The sequence below is a fragment of the Klebsiella sp. WP4-W18-ESBL-05 genome (assembly GCF_014169075.1).
GTDB classification, from domain to species: domain Bacteria; phylum Pseudomonadota; class Gammaproteobacteria; order Enterobacterales; family Enterobacteriaceae; genus Kluyvera; species Kluyvera ascorbata_B.
In genome coordinates this window covers 1,730,924-1,748,027 of record NZ_AP022057.1, presented here as the reverse complement: position 1 = coordinate 1,748,027, position 17,104 = coordinate 1,730,924, and the positions used below count along the sequence as shown (strand labels likewise).

General features: G+C 55.6%; 11 protein-coding genes. 4 read left to right on the top strand and 7 right to left on the bottom strand.

The features are described 5' to 3' along the window. Window positions 1-249 precede the first annotated feature (249 nt). The 4 genes from pncB to H7R58_RS08315 all read left to right on the top strand — a co-directional run bounded on the left by pncB (window position 250) and on the right by H7R58_RS08315 (window position 6,206). Window positions 250-1,452 carry a nicotinate phosphoribosyltransferase gene (pncB, locus tag H7R58_RS08330; RefSeq protein ID WP_182929176.1) on the top strand — a complete coding sequence of 401 codons (1,203 nt, stop codon included), beginning with the start codon at window positions 250-252 and terminating at the stop codon, window positions 1,450-1,452. 166 nt (window positions 1,453-1,618) lie between these two features. Next, entirely contained in the window at window positions 1,619-3,019 is a 1,401-nt protein-coding gene (gene asnS / locus H7R58_RS08325) for an asparagine--tRNA ligase (RefSeq protein ID WP_106928804.1), read from the top strand. A gap of 609 nt (window positions 3,020-3,628) precedes the next feature. Then, window positions 3,629-4,831: a porin gene (locus H7R58_RS08320; protein WP_106928806.1), complete on the top strand. Its 1,203-nt coding sequence runs from the start codon at window positions 3,629-3,631 to the stop codon at window positions 4,829-4,831. Window positions 4,832-5,015: 184 nt separating this feature from the next. Continuing rightward, entirely contained in the window at window positions 5,016-6,206 is a 1,191-nt protein-coding gene (locus H7R58_RS08315) for an amino acid aminotransferase (protein ID WP_106928808.1), read from the top strand. Window positions 6,207-6,307: 101 nt separating this feature from the next. Here the strand turns inward: H7R58_RS08315 and H7R58_RS08310 are convergent, their stop codons facing one another. The 7 genes from H7R58_RS08310 to cmoM all read right to left on the bottom strand — a co-directional run bounded on the left by H7R58_RS08310 (window position 6,308) and on the right by cmoM (window position 17,064). Beyond that, window positions 6,308-6,955, bottom strand: a complete 648-nt coding sequence (locus H7R58_RS08310) for an MBL fold metallo-hydrolase (RefSeq protein WP_182929177.1) — start codon at window positions 6,953-6,955, stop codon at window positions 6,308-6,310. A 64-nt stretch (window positions 6,956-7,019) separates the two neighbouring features. Then, a complete protein-coding gene (locus H7R58_RS08305; RefSeq protein ID WP_106928812.1) occupies window positions 7,020-7,571 on the bottom strand; it encodes a YcbK family protein in 552 nt (183 codons plus the stop codon). 183 nt (window positions 7,572-7,754) lie between these two features. Next, window positions 7,755-9,539 (bottom strand): L,D-transpeptidase, encoded by a 1,785-nt coding sequence (gene ldtD, locus H7R58_RS08300; RefSeq protein ID WP_182929178.1) that lies wholly within the window; start codon window positions 9,537-9,539, stop codon window positions 7,755-7,757. 273 nt (window positions 9,540-9,812) lie between these two features. After that, complete coding sequence (gene mukB / locus H7R58_RS08295; protein WP_182929179.1) at window positions 9,813-14,270, bottom strand: chromosome partition protein MukB; 4,458 nt, start codon at window positions 14,268-14,270, stop codon at window positions 9,813-9,815. Continuing rightward, the gene (gene mukE, locus H7R58_RS08290; RefSeq protein WP_106928817.1) at window positions 14,270-14,974 is read right to left on the bottom strand and encodes a chromosome partition protein MukE; all 705 of its coding nucleotides are present in this window, start codon (window positions 14,972-14,974) and stop codon (window positions 14,270-14,272) included. The genes mukB and mukE overlap by 1 nt, the downstream gene beginning before the upstream one ends. Then, the gene (gene mukF, locus H7R58_RS08285) at window positions 14,955-16,277 is read right to left on the bottom strand and encodes a chromosome partition protein MukF (RefSeq protein WP_106928818.1); all 1,323 of its coding nucleotides are present in this window, start codon (window positions 16,275-16,277) and stop codon (window positions 14,955-14,957) included. The genes mukE and mukF overlap by 20 nt, the downstream gene beginning before the upstream one ends. Then, complete coding sequence (cmoM, locus tag H7R58_RS08280; RefSeq protein ID WP_106928820.1) at window positions 16,270-17,064, bottom strand: tRNA uridine 5-oxyacetic acid(34) methyltransferase CmoM; 795 nt, start codon at window positions 17,062-17,064, stop codon at window positions 16,270-16,272. The genes mukF and cmoM overlap by 8 nt, the downstream gene beginning before the upstream one ends. Between the last annotated feature and the right edge of the window lie 40 nt (window positions 17,065-17,104).

Here is a 17,104-nt window from a genome sequence, read left to right as displayed (position 1 = left end):
ATCTTTTGTAAATGTCACCTCAGTCTATTCCTGTTGTGTTAAACGCGCTACGCAGAATCTTCATCTTTTCCAGTCAAATAGGGAAAAATGATACATTTACGCAACATGCCGCACAAAACGCACAGGTGGCGCTTCGTGCCTTATGATGTGATCGGGGTTCAATAAATCGATAAACAAGGTATACTCCAGCCATTCTCCCCTGTTGTTTATTGTACTAAACGCTCCTGTGAGAGGATGCTACTGCGCACCATGACACAATTCGCTTCTCCTGTTCTGCATTCGCTGCTGGATACAGATGCCTACAAACTGCATATGCAGCAGGCCGTTTTCCACCACTACTACGACGTAAACGTCGCGGCTGAATTCCGCTGCCGTGGGGACGATCTGCTGGGCATTTATGCTGACGCTATTCGCGAACAAGTCGAAGCCATGCGTTCACTCACGCTGCGTGATGATGAATACCATTGGCTGTCCGGTCTGCCTTTCTTCAAGCAGGACTACCTCCGCTGGCTGCGTGACTTCCGCTACGATCCGCAGCAGGTTACCGTCATCAACGATAACGGTAAGCTGAATATCCGTCTGGAAGGGCCGTGGCGTGAAGTGATTATGTGGGAAGTTCCGCTGCTCGCCGTAATAAGCGAGCTGGTGCACCGCTATCGTTCGCCGGAAAACGGCGTGCCGCAGGCGCTGGCAATGCTCGAACATAAGCTTACCGACTTTAATCAAATGACGGCTGACCTGAATATGTCCGCTTTCAAACTGATGGACTTCGGTACCCGCCGCCGTTTCTCCCGTGAAGTACAAGAGGCTATCGTCAGCCGCCTGCAGCAGGAGCCGTGGTTTACCGGCACCAGTAACTATGACCTGGCACGTCGTCTGAACCTAACCCCTATGGGCACCCAGGCGCACGAGTGGTTCCAGGCACATCAGCAAATTAGTCCGGATCTGGCCACCAGCCAGCGGGCCGCGCTGGCCGCCTGGCTGGAAGAGTATCCCGACCAGCTTGGCATCGCACTCACCGACTGCATCACGATGGACGCCTTTCTGCGCGACTTCGGCCGGGAGTTTGCGACGCACTATCAGGGGCTGCGTCACGATTCCGGTGATCCGGTTGAATGGGGCGAAAAAGCCATCAACCACTATCAGAAGCTGGGCATTGACCCGATGAGCAAAGTGCTGGTGTTTTCCGACAACCTCGATCTGCCGAAGGCCGTAGAGCTCTACCGTCACTTCTCTTCGCGCATTAACCTGAGCTTTGGCATCGGCACTCGCCTGACCTGCGATATCCCGCAGGTGAAGCCGCTGAACATTGTCATCAAGCTGGTCGAATGTAACGGCAAACCGGTAGCAAAACTCTCCGACAGCCCGGGCAAAACCATCTGCCACGATAAGGCATTTGTTCGCGCGCTGCGCAAAGCCTTCGATCTCCCACAGATCAAAAAGGCCAGTTAATCACCAAAGGGAGCCCTGAAGGCTCCCTTCTTCTTATTTATTTCTCAAAACACCCTCTCGCTATGCGAATTCTGCTTGTCTGACGGAAGATGACAGGTAACATAGATATCCCCCGCCGTTCCGGGGTAAACGATTTTTTTATTGGACTACGAATAGAGAGACTATTATGAGCGTTGTGCCTGTAGCCGACGTACTCCAGGGCCGCGTAGCCGTTGACAGCGAAGTCACCGTGCGCGGCTGGGTACGTACCCGCCGAGATTCAAAAGCTGGCTTTTCCTTCCTCGCCGTCTATGACGGTTCCTGCTTTGATCCTGTACAGGCCGTTATTAATAATTCTCTGCCCAATTACAATGACGAAGTCCTGCGCCTGACCACCGGCTGCTCGGTGATTGTCACCGGTAAAGTGGTCGCGTCTCAGGGTCAAGGCCAGAGCTTTGAAATTCAGGCTGCCAGCGTAGAAGTCACCGGTTGGGTTGAAGATCCCGACACCTACCCGATGGCGGCGAAACGCCACAGCATTGAGTATCTGCGTGAAGTCGCGCATATGCGTCCGCGTACCAACCTGATTGGCGCGGTTGCCCGCGTTCGCCACACGCTGGCGCAGGCGCTGCACCGTTTCTTCGACGAACAGGGTTTCTTCTGGGTTTCCACCCCGCTGATTACCGCTTCCGATACCGAAGGCGCTGGCGAAATGTTCCGCGTGTCCACGCTGGACATGGAAAACCTGCCGCGTAACGATCAAGGCAAAGTCGATTACGATAAAGATTTCTTCGGCAAAGAAGCCTTCCTGACCGTTTCCGGCCAGCTGAACGGCGAAACCTACGCCTGTGCGCTGTCAAAAATCTACACCTTCGGCCCGACCTTCCGTGCAGAAAACTCCAACACCAGCCGTCACCTGGCGGAATTCTGGATGCTGGAACCGGAAGTGGCGTTTGCCGATCTGGAAGATAACGCCCGTCTGGCGGAAGCCATGCTGAAGTATGTCTTCAAAGCCGTGCTTGAAGAACGTGCCGACGACATGAAATTCTTCGCTGAACGCGTCGATAAAGACGCGGTCGATCGTCTGCAGCGTTTCGTATCCGCCGATTTCGCGCAGGTCGACTACACCGACGCGGTAACCATTCTGGAAAACTGCGGCAAGCAGTTCGAAAACCCGGTTTACTGGGGTGTGGACCTTTCCTCTGAGCACGAGCGCTACCTGGCCGAAGAACACTTCAAAGCGCCGGTCGTAGTGAAAAACTACCCGAAAGAGATCAAAGCCTTCTATATGCGTCTTAATGAAGACGGTAAAACCGTTGCCGCAATGGACGTTCTGGCTCCGGGCATTGGTGAAATCATCGGGGGCTCCCAGCGTGAAGAGCGTCTGGACGTGCTCGATGCGCGCATGGCCGAAATGGGCCTTAATAAAGAAGACTACTGGTGGTACCGTGACCTGCGTCGTTACGGCACCGTACCGCACTCCGGCTTTGGCCTGGGCTTCGAACGCTTGATTGCCTACGTCACCGGCGTACAGAACGTTCGCGATGTAATTCCGTTCCCAAGAACGCCGCGTAACGCCAGTTTCTAAAGTCCGACGTCTCTTCAAGGCCAGCCGTTCGCGCTGGCCTTTTTTTTACTGCTCATGTAAAGAAATCTTTATTAATTTTAACAAACCTAAACATCAACACCTTGCCGCGCGCTGTTTGTTACATCACATTTCGCAGAAATAAAACTGTACAAAAAACACACTAATTCTTATTGCACCTAAGAATCACCTTGCGCTTAGCACGTTTTTTGTTCAAAACGACAGCTATCCAGACGGCTAAAAAATATCATAACGAAATGATCACACATCCGCTCTGTGCGATAGGAAAAAGCGTTATGCGAATAAAAGATAAAAAATTCATATTGATAGATAAGCTGCTGCTTAATTAATCTCCGCCACCCCAGAACTTTGAGGTACTTCACAAAGTTCCTTAAAATACACATTTAGTTACACATTATTTCTTTTGCTTACTCATTCTCGATGTTTGTAGCATTTTCAGGGTGGCGAAAGGGTGTTTTGAATGGAAAGATGCCTCTCAGACACATAAAGACACCAAACTATCATCAATAGTTCCGTAAATTTTTATTGACGGAAGTTATTGGCGGCAGTGGCGAGTGTCTATAAAAAAAAACCTAATGAGGGTAATAAATAATGATGAAGCGTAATATCCTGGCAGTGGTAATCCCTGCCCTGCTGGTAGCTGGCGCGGCCAACGCGGCCGAAATCTATAACAAAAATGCCAACAAACTGGACTTCTACGGTAAAGCAGTTGGTGAGCACATTTGGACCACCAACGGTAACACCAGCAACGAAGACACCACCTATGCCCGTATCGGTTTCAAAGGTGAAACCCAGATCAACGATCAACTGATGGGTTACGGTCAGTGGGAATACAACATGGACGCCTCCAACGCGGAAGGCTCCCAGGGCAACAAAACTCGTCTGGCGTTCGCTGGTCTGAAATTTGGCGATGCAGGTTCTCTGGACTACGGTCGTAACTACGGCGCTATCTACGACGTCGCAGCTTACACCGATATGCTGGTTGAGTGGGGCGGCGACTCTTGGGCTGCTACCGACAACTTCATGAACGGTCGTTCTTCCGGCCTGCTGACCTACCGTAACAGCGATTTCTTCGGTCTGGTTGATGGTCTAAGCTTCGCGTTGCAGTACCAGGGAAAAAATGATCGTAACAGCCCAATTACTGTTGACTACGATGATAACAGCGGCGCAGCACAGAGCTACAGCCTGACCGGTAACGGCGCGAAAGCAAACGGCGACGGCTTCAGCACATCTGCACAATACGACTTCGGTAACGGCATGGCATTTGCTGCTGGTTATGAAGTTGCAGACCGCACTAACGCCCAGGTTAATCCGAAAACCTTCACCGTTCCATCCGGTCCTAACGCTGGTTTGGTTTACGGGAATGCAAGCGCAGATGGTAGCAAAGCGGAAGCATGGTCCACAGCATTCAAATATGATGCAAACAATGTTTATGCTGCTGTCATGTATGCTCAGACTCTGAACATGACTCGTGAAAACGACGGCAACTTTGCTGAAAAAACGCAGAACATCGAAGCAGTGGTTCAGTACCAGTTCGACTTCGGTCTGCGTCCGTCCATCGGCTACGTACAGTCTAAAGGTAAAGACCTGCATGAACGTGTAGGCACTGGCTTCAAAGGCGGCGATGCTGACCTGGTTAAATACATCGAAGTGGGTACCTGGTACTACTTCAACAAGAACATGAACGTCTACGCGGCGTACAAGTTCAACCTGCTGGACGACAACGCTTACAGTGCAGCTACCGGTCTGGCGACCGACGATCAGGCTGCTGTGGGTATCGTTTACCAGTTCTAATCAGCAGACCCTCGCTGCTATATGCCTCAAAAGCAGGACTTCGGTCCTGCTTTTTTGCGTTCAAGAGAGGAAGATCGCAACTTTTGAAAAGCTTCGCGCTTTTAGTCTCTAACGGTTGGCATTTTGTAAATCTGCCGTTAACCTGATAGCGGATTTCCCCAGAACTTATTAATGGAACCTCGTCATGTTTGAGAACATTACCGCCGCCCCTGCCGACCCGATTCTGGGCCTGGCCGATCTGTTTCGCGCCGACGAACGCCCGGGAAAAATCAATCTCGGGATTGGTGTTTATAAAGATGAAACCGGCAAGACGCCGGTGCTGACCAGCGTTAAAAAAGCTGAGCAGTATCTGCTGGAGAATGAAACGACCAAAAACTATCTCGGTATTGATGGTATTCCTGAGTTTGGCCGCTGCACGCAGGAGCTGCTGTTCGGCAAAGGCAACAGCATCATCAGCGATAAACGTGCGCGCACCGCTCAGACGCCTGGCGGTACCGGCGCCCTGCGCGTAGCGGCGGACTTCCTCGCAAAAAACACTGACGTGAAGCGCGTTTGGGTAAGCAACCCGAGCTGGCCGAACCACAAAAGCGTCTTCGGCGCTGCTGGCCTCGAAGTACGCGAATATGATTACTATGACGCCGAAAAACACGCCCTCAACTTTGACGGCCTGCTGGCAAGCCTGAGCGACGCTCAGGCCGGTGACGTAGTGCTGTTCCACGGCTGCTGCCATAACCCAACCGGCATCGATCCTACGCTGGAGCAGTGGCAGCAGTTGGCTACCCTGTCCATCGAAAAAGGCTGGCTGCCGCTGTTCGACTTCGCCTACCAGGGCTTCGCCCGCGGTCTGGAAGAAGATGCTGAAGGTCTTCGCGCGTTCGCCGCGCTGCATAAAGAGCTGATCGTCGCGAGCTCTTACTCGAAAAACTTCGGCCTGTATAACGAACGCGTTGGCGCCTGCACCCTGGTGACCGCCGATGCCGATACCGCCGATCGCGCCTTCAGCCAGATGAAAGCCGTTATCCGCGCCAACTACTCTAACCCGCCGGCTCACGGTGCCTCCGTGGTGGCGACCATTCTCAGCAACGACGCGCTGCGCGCCATCTGGGAACAAGAGCTGACCGATATGCGCCAGCGCATTCAGCGCATGCGTCTGCTGTTTGTGAACACGCTGCAGGAAAAAGGCGCGAGCCGCGACTTCACCTTCATCACCAAACAGAACGGGATGTTCTCATTCAGTGGCCTGACCAAAGATCAGGTGCTGCGTCTGCGTGAAGAGTTTGGTATCTATGCCGTCGCTTCCGGGCGCATCAACGTGGCAGGCATGACGCCGGACAACATGGCGCCGCTGTGCGAAGCCATCGTCGCCGTGCTGTAACCGCGTAGGCCGGATGAGGCGTTTACGCCGCCATTCGGCTATGTCTTGCAGACGTCACCAGAAAGTAAAAAGGCCGCATTCGCGGCCTTTTTTATTATCACTTACCAGACAGGAAGTTCATCCTGCAGGAACGGGTTGTGCTGCCGTTCATAGCCCAGCGTCGACATCGGCCCGTGGCCCGCAATAAACTTCACGTCGTCGCCCAGCGGCAGCAGTTTACGCTTGATAGCATCAATCAGCTGCGCGTGGTCGCCACGCGGAAAATCACTGCGCCCAACGCCGCCCTTAAACAGAACATCGCCAGAGATCAGCAGACGCGCCTGGTCATCGAAGAAGACCACGTGCCCCGGCGTATGCCCCGGACAGTGCAACACCTGCAGCTTCACGTTACCAACGCTAACCACATCACCTTCGTTCAGCCAGCGGTCCGGCGTTAACGGCTGACAGTCGTCAAGGCCAAACATCCGGCTTTGCGCAGGGAGCCCCTGCAACCAGAACTCATCTTCTTTTTCCGGCCCGATAATCGGCACACCGTAGTGCTGCGCCAGCTCGGCCGCCGCGCCCACATGGTCAAGATGACCATGGGTCAGCAAAATTTGCTGCAACGTTACGCCCGCTTCAGCAACCTGCTGCTTGATAGTTTCGGCATCACCGCCCGGATCGACCAGCGCCGCCAGTTTGGTTTGCTCACACCAGATCAATGAACAGTTTTGCGCGAACGCAGTCACCGGAATAATGCGATAATTCATGTTGCTCCTGTTTAGGCTCGTCACCGTTCAAACGCATCAATGTGCCTGAACGATTGGCGTAGAGCTACCAGTGCCGGACCGGACCGGTATCAATATGCACAAAGTTGCTTCGTGGGTAATATCCTACACCACCTGCGCGCATAGATAACGCGGCTTTGCGTATATTACTCAATGAAACGCCTTCGATATGGAAATCCATTGCCTGACCTTTCGTGTGATAGCTATTTTTAGCCACCCCACGGCTGTGCGCTCTGAGCTCGGTATTGGTATCAATAGAACGATACCCGGAGATTAATTGCACAGGTTTATTTGTTCCTAATAATCCCTGAAGGCGATAAAGCTGATCGAACAAAGAAGGATCGATACTCTTTATTTTATTCGCGCGATAGTCACGGAAAAAATGGTTCAGTTTTGCTAATTCATCCTGAATATAGCCTCGGCCGTCAAAAAACTCGGCTTTTATCAACTCACCTGTATGCAGGTTATTCAGCGTTAAAATACGCGGACGTGGGGTCGAGAGGGTTGCAAACGCAGGCGTGGGCAAGATGGCGGCAGCGCCGAGCGCAACCCCACCTAACGCCAGCAGCTTGCGGCGATTAGCGTCAAATTTGTCCATGATAATCAGGTCTACAGTCAGTAATGTAATCGAAATATATGCACTTCTGGCGCACGTTAAGCACCTTACCGGGCATGAAAGCCAGCGTCAAGGCGGCCTACCGCGCAGAGCCGCCAGCCCTGGACCTGCGGGGCTGGCATCTGCGCTTTTAGTTCGACAACTACATTACCTGAACTACTTCATTTATCTGATCAATTGTTCCGCTTTTGGCAAAATCTGTGCACCCGATCGCGCGGTGATATCGTAATTGTAAATATCTGTTCGATATTGTGTCTGACCATCAGCGCCGACAAAGGCGGTCAGATAATAGAGATTAACCGGAATATTCTGCCGGATATTCACGTATCGCGTATTCCCGCCCTTCAGCGCATCAGAAATTCGCGCGTCATTCCAGCCCGCATCCTGCAGCAACATATTTGCCAGATCGGAGGCCTTATTTACCCGCACGCAGCCCGAACTTAATGCCCGCACATCTTTCTGGAACAGATTATGGTTAGGCGTATCATGCAGATAAATGGCGTCGGAGCTTGGCATATTAAACTTATAGCGCCCCAGAGAATTGTGTTCTCCCGGCGCCTGCTGGAAGCGGAACGGCAGATTTGACGGCGTGATGGTAGACCAGTCAACCCGCCACGGATCGATGGTTTCTTTGCTGTTCCAGCCGCGTAGCACGGTGTAGTTATGCCGTTCAAGGTAGCCCGGGTCGTTGCGCAGTTTCGGCAGAATATCGTTACGCGCCAGCGTCGGCGGCACGTTCCATGGCGGGTTAACCACCACGTTATTCAGTGCGCTGCTCATCATCGGCGTTTTGCGATCGGGGCGGCCCACAATCACCCGCGAAGCCAGCGCTTCGCTGCCGTTGAGGTAGTACACCAGCGAATAGGCCGGAATATTCACCATAATGCCGGTTGATACTTTCCCCGGCAGCAGACGCAAACGCTGAATGTTCAGCGCCAGCACGCCGGCACGTTCAGCAGAGGAAACGTTCAGCCAGTCCCGGGTGGATGCTCCAATAACTCCATCGGCCCCCAGCCCCTGAGCGGCCTGAAAGCGCTTCACCGCCTCCACCAGCTGACGGTCGTAGGCCTGCGGTCCGCTCTTCGCCGTTTTTTTCGTTTTACCGACATTATCGCCCGGCAGCGCAATCGCCGGGCCGTTATCCAGCATACCGTTACGCTGGAGGATTTCGCGCAGCGCTGGCACGTCGCTGCTCCACTGCCCTGGACGCAGCGACGCCGTTGAGGTCAGCTTCGGCCACGGGCGCGCGTCGCCGGTTAGCGCCAACAGCGCCTGATGCATCGTTGCATACTGCGGATGCTGGGGTGCCAGCTCGGCAATAAACTGCGGCAGCGAACCGTTGTCCAACGCGAGCTGCCATTGATTCATCACCGACAGCGGCGGTGTCGCCAGCGCATACGGCTTAGCGCTATACAGCCAGCGGTTGCCCTGTACCGGGATACCGCTGATAAAGTGCAGATAGCCCATCAGCGCATCGGAAAGCACCACATCACGCGCCATGCCGTTGACGCTGGGATCGGTCAGCAGCTCAACCCAGCGGGTAAACTGCGGCTGAAAACCGGCAATCGCCACCTCCGCCAGCTGCTGCTGGAAGGCGCGCACCGCCTCGCGATTTTCCCACATGGGCTTCATTTCGCGGGCGGCATACAGCGTCACCAGCGGGTTGAGATAGACGGGTTGGTAGCCAGAAGGCAGCGTGGCAAGAAGCTCGGCGCGGCTTTTTGCTGCCGTCCCTTCGGCCAGCGGTTGCGCACCGGTGAGGCTCGCCATTGCGGGCGATTGGGCGCCAGGGTGCAGAAGCACCGGCGACTGGTCTGCTGGCGTTGCGGTACTGTCAGAAGGAACCAATTCAGGCTCGTCCGCAAAGGCAGTAAACAGTGGAGCAAACGTCATAGCCAGACACAAACTCATGGCTGACAAACGACGACCATTTTCTTTTTTCAGCAACATCCCTTGCCCCCTGTTAAATATACGAAGACCCCTAACGTGGGCTTACCTTCAGTATATAAAGACAAAAACTTTTTTGCCCGCTCAAATGTAAAGAAGTCTAAAGATAATAACGCGCTAGCGGCCAAAAGCAGAAAACAAAAAGGGCGACATCGCTGTCGCCCTTCATTCCGTATTCAAACTTCCGGGACGGCCTGCCTGATGGCGCTACGCTTATCAGGCCTACACAGTTCGATACCTGTCAGCCGGATAAGGCAAAACCGCCATCCGGCAATGTTATCCGGCCGGTGACGCCTCGGCGGTACCCGGCAGCGTTTCCGGCAACTGGGCGGCAAAGCCGCGCAGCCCTACCACGTGGACGTGTTCATGGTTATTCACCACTTTACGTACCAGCTTGTAGGTGGTGCCTTTTTCCGGGCTGATGTTTTCCGGCGCCGCGATGATAAGCTGCATTTCCAGTCGTTCACACAGTTCGAACAGCGTGGCGATAGAACGCGCATCCAGACGTGCTGCTTCATCGAGGAACAGGAGTCGACACGGTGACAAATCTTTACCGCGCAAACGCCGCGCTTCATCTTCCCAGCTCTGTACCACCATCACCAGAATCGACATCCCGGTACCGATCGCTTCACCGGTGGACAGCGCACCGGACTCCGCGCGCAGCCAGCCGTCGGAACCACGGTTAACCTCAACTTCCATCTCCAGATAGCTACGGTAGTCGAGCAGTTCTTCACCGATAGTCTGCGGCGTACGCTGCCCCATGTCGATCTGCGGGTTCAGGCGCTGGTACAGCTTCGCCAACGCTTCCGAGAAGGTCAGGCGGTTGCTGTTGAACAGATCCTGATGCTGTTCATGCTGTTCTGACAACACATCCAGCAGCATTGAGTGGGTTTCGCGTACGTTCACATTCAGACGCACGCTGTTGACCTGGCCAAACGACACGCTCTGCAAGCCCTGGTTCAGCTGGCGAATACGGTTCTGCTCGCGCTGGATGGTTTTACGGATAATGTTCGCTACGCTGCGGGAGCTGATGGCCAGCTTCTGCTCGCGATTGGTCAGCTCTTCGGTCAGACGGCTCAGCTCAATTTCCATCTGCTCGATGGCTTCAACCGGGTCGTCGGTGCGAATAATATCCTGACGGATACGTTCGCGCAGATGCTGGTACACCGCGACGAAGAACTGAATCTTACGCTCCGGACGCTTCGGATCTTCCGACATGCGCAGCACATCGCGCAGATGTTCGTTATCCGCCACCGCCAGACGCAGCGCACCCAGCGCCTTATCCGACATCGAGCGCAGATCGTCAGCGGAGAGATAGGCCAGCTCGCGACGGTGCAAACGACGTTCGACGTTATTGTCTTTCACCAGACGCATCACCGCGCACCAGCCCGCTTTCGCGCTCACCACCTGCTCGCGCATTTCGAGGTAATCACGCTCCAGCTTGCGCAGCCTGCGGGTCAGGTTATCCATCTCCGCTTCGCAGAAGGTCAGCGCTTTTTCCAACTGGTTACGACGCGCGCGGTTGTTACTCAACTGCGCATGCAGCTCGTCACGGCGAATACGCGCGCGCTCTTCGGCACCCGCATCGGCGCGCACGCCAATGTCTTTCAGCTCTTTATACAGATCGTTGAGCAGCTCTTTCTTGGTGTCATAAGAGCTTTTCAGCGATGCCAGTACCTGGCTGTACTGACTCACCTGGGCGGCGTGGCTACGCATAGCTTCACGCGCGCGGCTACGCTCGCTTTCCGCCTGCGCCAGACGCTCACGCAGTTTTTCGTTCAGGTCGCTATTGCCGCTCAGCATTTCCGCCGAGTCGGAGTAGCCAAAGTGGGCGCGACGCTGCACGACTTCCGTCAGGGCAAACGCCTGCTGACGCGCTTCGCGCTGCACCTGCTGTGACCAGGCATAGTCTTCTTTCAGTTGTTCAAACTGCTCCGGGTCGCTCTGTAGTACAGAGACCATCGGCTCGAGCTTCGCCAGTTGGTTACCGTGCTGCTGAATAAAGCGCGCGGCTTCCTGCGCTTCATCCAGACGCTCCTGAATTTCATCCACGCGGTCGGCCAGCGTTTCATCGGCCAGCAGACTCAGGCGCGGCAGGATGCGGTTAAGCAGCGCAACGCCCTCTTTTGCCTGTTCGTACTGCACCTGCTGCTGCTGGTTATCGCTTTCGTGGCTGCTGAGCGCACGCTCCAGCTCGTTGCGACGAGTATTCAGCTTACGAATTTCGGCTTCCGGGTCATCGTCAAACGCCACCGACAGATGACTACCGATAAAGCGGCTGAACGCCTGGTGCAGACGCTGGGTCTTCTGGACGTCAAACGACAGGGTCGCGAAACGCTCAGACAGCACTTCACGCTCGGCGTGCAGGCTTTCAATGCGGCTTTCGCGCGCCGCGCGACCAAACAGCGGCAGCGACGGGAAGCGCGAGTAGCGCCACTGGCGATCGGCAATTTTCACCACCACCGCTTTTTCCAGCTCATCGACGCTGAATACGCTGTCATCAAAGGACTGCGGATCCCCCTCAATGAGATAGAGATCTTCCGGGCAATCTTCCAGCCCTTCCAGATACTCGGCGATCTGCGACAGATCCGGCACCACGATAGCGTGTCGAGACGGGCCGTACAGCGCGGAGAAGTACGGCGCATCTTCCAGGCTAACGTCGTCGTAAATTTCTGACAGCAGCACGCCGCCAAAACGTTCTGCGAGCGCGTTCAAACGCGGGTCCTCAGAACCACCCGGCTGGCTTAAACGCTCAATTTCGTCGTCAACGGCACGCTTACGCGCCCCTACTTCGTCGCGTTCAACGATCGCTTCGCGCTCGCGCTCCAGCAGCTGCTGGAGATATTCGGTCACGTCCTGGCTGGACTCAAACTGTTCACCGCTCTGCTCGCACAGCTGGCTCAGGCTGTTCTGCGCCGCCAGCCATACCGGCGCACGGTGCATCAACGCGGAGATCCGCGATTGCAGCTGTTCCTGCTCCTGGCGCAGCTGCAACCGCTGCTCGCGAGCGTCGGTGACGCTGTCGCTCAGCGCAGCAATACGCGCTTCCAGCTCGTGATGCAGGTTTTCCAGATCGTCAATATCGTACTGTTTACCCTGGCGTTTACAGAAGTCAGCGAGCAGGCGCTCAGCCTCCTGCTGTTCACGCAGACGCTGTTCCAGCTCATTCAGACGGCTGCGCAGCGGCTGCGCCTGTTCTGCCAGATGGCGCTGATTCACGCCGTCGCGCAGCAGCTCTCGTGCCACGGCCCAGGCTTCATTACGCGCCAGCGGACCGTTGATGGCCGCCACCAGTTGGTAAGCTTGCTCAAACTGACTGTGCGCCGTTTCAGCCACGCTCATTTTTTGCTCGAGCGACAGCAGTTTTTCCGTCGCTTCCTGCTCTTTGGCCTGGAAGGTTTCCAGCCATTCACCGGCGCTTTCCGGCGTTAGGTCCGGCAGGTGGCACAGTTCTTTTGCTCGTTCCAGCGCCTGGAGGGCCTGGGTGTACTGAATCGCGCGCGTTTGCTGTACGTCCAGCGCCTGCTGGTAATCGGCAAGCTGGCTTTTCAGCTCATCCACTTCCAGTTCGGCGGCTTCGGCGCGGGCTTCGTTTTCTTCCTGCTTTTCGGCAGCTTCCGCGACCACTTCGTTCTGTTCTTCCAGACGAATTTGCAGCTCGTCTAAGTCCGCTTCATAGCGTTCAATTTTTTCCTGCTGACGCAGTGCGGTCTGCACCAGGTTGAGATGGTCGCTGGCAGCCTGGTGATCGGCTTCGAGATCGCCTTCCGCACCGTTGTGCTCCTGTAGCTCACGCGCCATCTCGACGTGCTTGTACTGCTCCGCGGCCAGCTGCGAGCGGGAGGTGAACAGCTCGCGACGGTACTCCAGCGCCTTATCCAGATGCACCCGACGCTCGTTGGCGTGGCGCATATAGTCAGCGGCCACGTAGTCGGTCGCTTCCGAGATCAGGTGCTTAAACAGGTCGCGGTCAGACTGAGTAACGCGAATCGCCTCCAGCGTCATGCGGTTTTCGCGCAGCGCCGCTTCCATATCCTGGAAGGCTTTACGCACGCCGCTGTTTTCCGGCAGCAGGTAGTCACGCAGCGAGCGGGTAATGGCGCTGGAGATCCCGCCATACAGCGAGGCCTCAATCAAACGATAGAACTTGCTACGGTCGGCTGCAGAACGCAGGCGGCGCGCGACGATGCCCAAATCAAACATCAGCGCATGGTAGTCGGTGATCGAGTTGAACTGCTTGAACTGCACGCCTTCGATGGCTTCGAGCTTATCTTTCAGCTCCTGCAGCGTCAGCACGCGCGCCTGTCGCTCGTTGAGCGTCTCGGTCAGCAGTTGGGTCGGCTGGATAGAGGTCGGCAGCCCCTGAATGGCGAACGGTTTGATGTCGACTTTACGGTCGCGTCCCGCAACCTGCTGCAGACGCACGCCCACCACCACGCGCTGGTGGCGCGAGTTCATGACGTCCAGCACGGAGTAGCAGACGCCCGCCTTCAGTTTACCGTGCAGGCCTTTATCGCGTGAACCGCTGGTCGCGCCCGCTTCGGTGGTATTACGGAAGTGCAGCAGGGTTAAATCGGGGATCAGCGCCGTGACGAAGGCCGCCATGGTGGTGGATTTACCCGCCCCGTTACCGCCCGAGAGGGTGGTAACCAGTTCATCTAAATCGAAGGTACGGGCAAAGAACCCGTTCCAGTTAATCAGCGTTAGCGAACGAAATTTACCGCGTTCGATCATTACTCTTCCTCCCCGCTATCCTGCTGATGGTCATCGTTCTCGTCATTGAGCTGCAGATGATTTTCAATCGCCATGGCTTCACCGTCGCGAATCATGCGCAGTTGCGCTTCGCGCGCGTCGTCGCCGGAGCGCACGTCGGCGCCGAAGCGGAACACGGACTCGGTAATGCGAAACTTGCTGCTGTCATGGCCCATAAACCACACCATGCCCAGGCGGCGCAGGCGGTTGAGCGACGAGCGCACTTTCTCCTGCAGCTTCTGACGGTCAAGGTCAGAGCCGGTGGAACGGTTGTTAACCAGCTTCAGCAGCTTGGCTTCGTCGGCCAACGCCAGCAGCTCGTCATACAGCTCCTGCTGGGTGAAGATGCCTTCATTCGCCAGGCGCTCCGGGCTGAGGTAGAGGTAGCAAAGAATTTTGCCGACCATCATGTCCAGCTCGGACAGCACCGAACGCGGAATCAGCGTCGTCGAACGCGGGCGCAGGTAGAAAAACCCTTCGGGCGCGCGAATAAGTTCAACGTTATAGCGGGCATAAAACTCTTCCAGGTATTCCTGGAAATCCATCAAAAAGGCGTGGTTATCGAGCTCGTCCAGGCCAATGTGGCGACCGGCACGCAGCGCGCTATCCAGCGCAGGGAAAAGGGGGTTGGCCAGGGCCTGTGCCAGTTTAACCGGCATCACTTGTTCAATATTTGTCGATGACATGCGCCTGTACCTTGGCTCCGTAATCATTAATTGCCTGCCATTTGGCCGGCAGTCCGGTGAAATCTGCTTGCGCGACGCCCAAACGAACCGCCTGGTCCACCACAATACGCGCCACGTCGAAGTGCCGCGCACGCGGATACTGTACCAGGTACTCTTTCACCACCAGACCGAGGTCCAGCGGCAGCTGTTTGGTTTTATAGATAGCCAGCTGTTCTTCAATCAGCGCGGCAAGCTGTTCGCGGATTTCGTTAAATTCTTCGTACTCTAAGTCCGGCGGAAGTTCCCCGGTGACCTCTTCGTCGCGCAGCGTCATCTCTTCATCGCGCATATCCAGCAGACGATCGGCGCTGGCGTAGGTCAGGGCCCACGGCGCATCAAAGTAGGACTGCACCGACTGGCGCAGACGCTGAGCGAAGACGCGGTTTTTATCCATATCAATCGCGGTACGGATAAATTTGTGGACGTGGCGGTCGTAGCCGATCCACAGGTCGATGGCCTGCTGTCCCCAGCTGACGATGCGGTCGAGCTTGCTTTGCAGATCGAACACCAGCCGATCGACAAAATGCAAATCGTTATGGCTGAGCGTGGCATCCTGAATGCGCAGCAGGTTGGCCTGCAGCTTATCGCCCGCCGCGTCCAGCGTATCCTGCAGCTCGCGCAGGGTGCCGGAGGTTTCAGACAGCAACAGCTCACAGCTGGAGATCGCCGCGCGCCAGTCTTTATTCAGCAACTGGGCGATATCGTCTTTCACCGATTGCTGCTGTTCATCCATGATGCGTTGCGTGAGGTCGATACTGTCGAAAATCTCCGCTACCGAATATTTCAACGGCGCATAGACGTTACGGTGCCAATGGAATTCATCGCCGCCCTCTTCCGCCGCATCGGCGGCTCGCTTCAGTTCGCCGGCGACGATCGACAGCTGCATCGACAGACGCAGCGTGGAGAACTCGCGCTGACGAATATAGTAGTCGGTAATGCCAATGCCCAGCGGCGTCAGACGATAGATGGCGTTTCCTTCTGTGACTTCGCTGGTAAAGCGGTTCAGCAGACGCTGGCGAACCAGATCGTTAATCGCGTTATTCGCACGCGTACCGATGGTTTCACTGGTTTGCTCAAACGCATCACTGACGTGACGGAACGCATCCACCAGCTCGCCTTCCGTCATTTCACCTTCCAGCCGTTCACCGTTCAGCGTTGCGACGGCCAGCAAAAATGAGAGCCTATCGACGGGTAGCGAAATGGCGAAATCATTTTTTCTGGCCCAGGCAACCAGTTCGGGGACTGTCTGGGAAAATTCACTCATCGTTTATCCTTGTTTCTGTCTGCGGCTTAAGCGCGGTGACATGAATGTAGCGCCCCAGGCTGACGTAAGGTTCCTGACGGCAATAGCGCGTTTCCAGCTCGAGCAGGATGTCATAGCTGTCCTGCTGTTTATGCTTATCGCGCAAATAGTCATGAAACACCCGCACGCCGGTTTTCCCGTTAATGCGCCAGCCGATCTCTTCCAGCCAGCCGTAGACCTGCTGCGGGTCGCGCGGATAGTTCGGCGACAGCGTACGCTTTTTCTTTTTCGGCATGCCGGCAACGACGTAGTCAAAGTTGCCCGCTACCATGTTGTGCATCAACAGGCCGTTTGCATTGTAGAACATTAATGATAATGCGCCGCCCGGGCGAAGCACCGACCACAGCGTTTTTAATACCGCCTGTGGTTCAGCCACCCACTCCAGTACAGCGTGAAACAATATCAGATCAACCGGGCTTTCCAAATGCCCGGCCACGTCCTGCGCCGCGCATTGTATGAAATGCATGTTGTGGCTCACACCTTTGTCGCTGGCTGCCTGGCTTGCCCGGGCGATCATTTCAGCAGACAGATCGCACAGCGTCACATGGTGACCACGCTGCGCCATTTTGATCGCCGTCTGGCCTTCCCCGCCGCCGGCGTCCAGAATACGCAGCGGCTGCGAACCCAGGGTTGCGAGCAGCGCATCAAGATCCTGCCACAGAATAGCCTGACGCAGTTGGCCCTTAGTGGTGCCGTATATATTGCGCGAAAACTTTTCCGCAATGTCATCGAAATTGCGATCCTGCACGGGATGTCCTTACTTCGCCAGCCACAAAGGGTCTATTTTG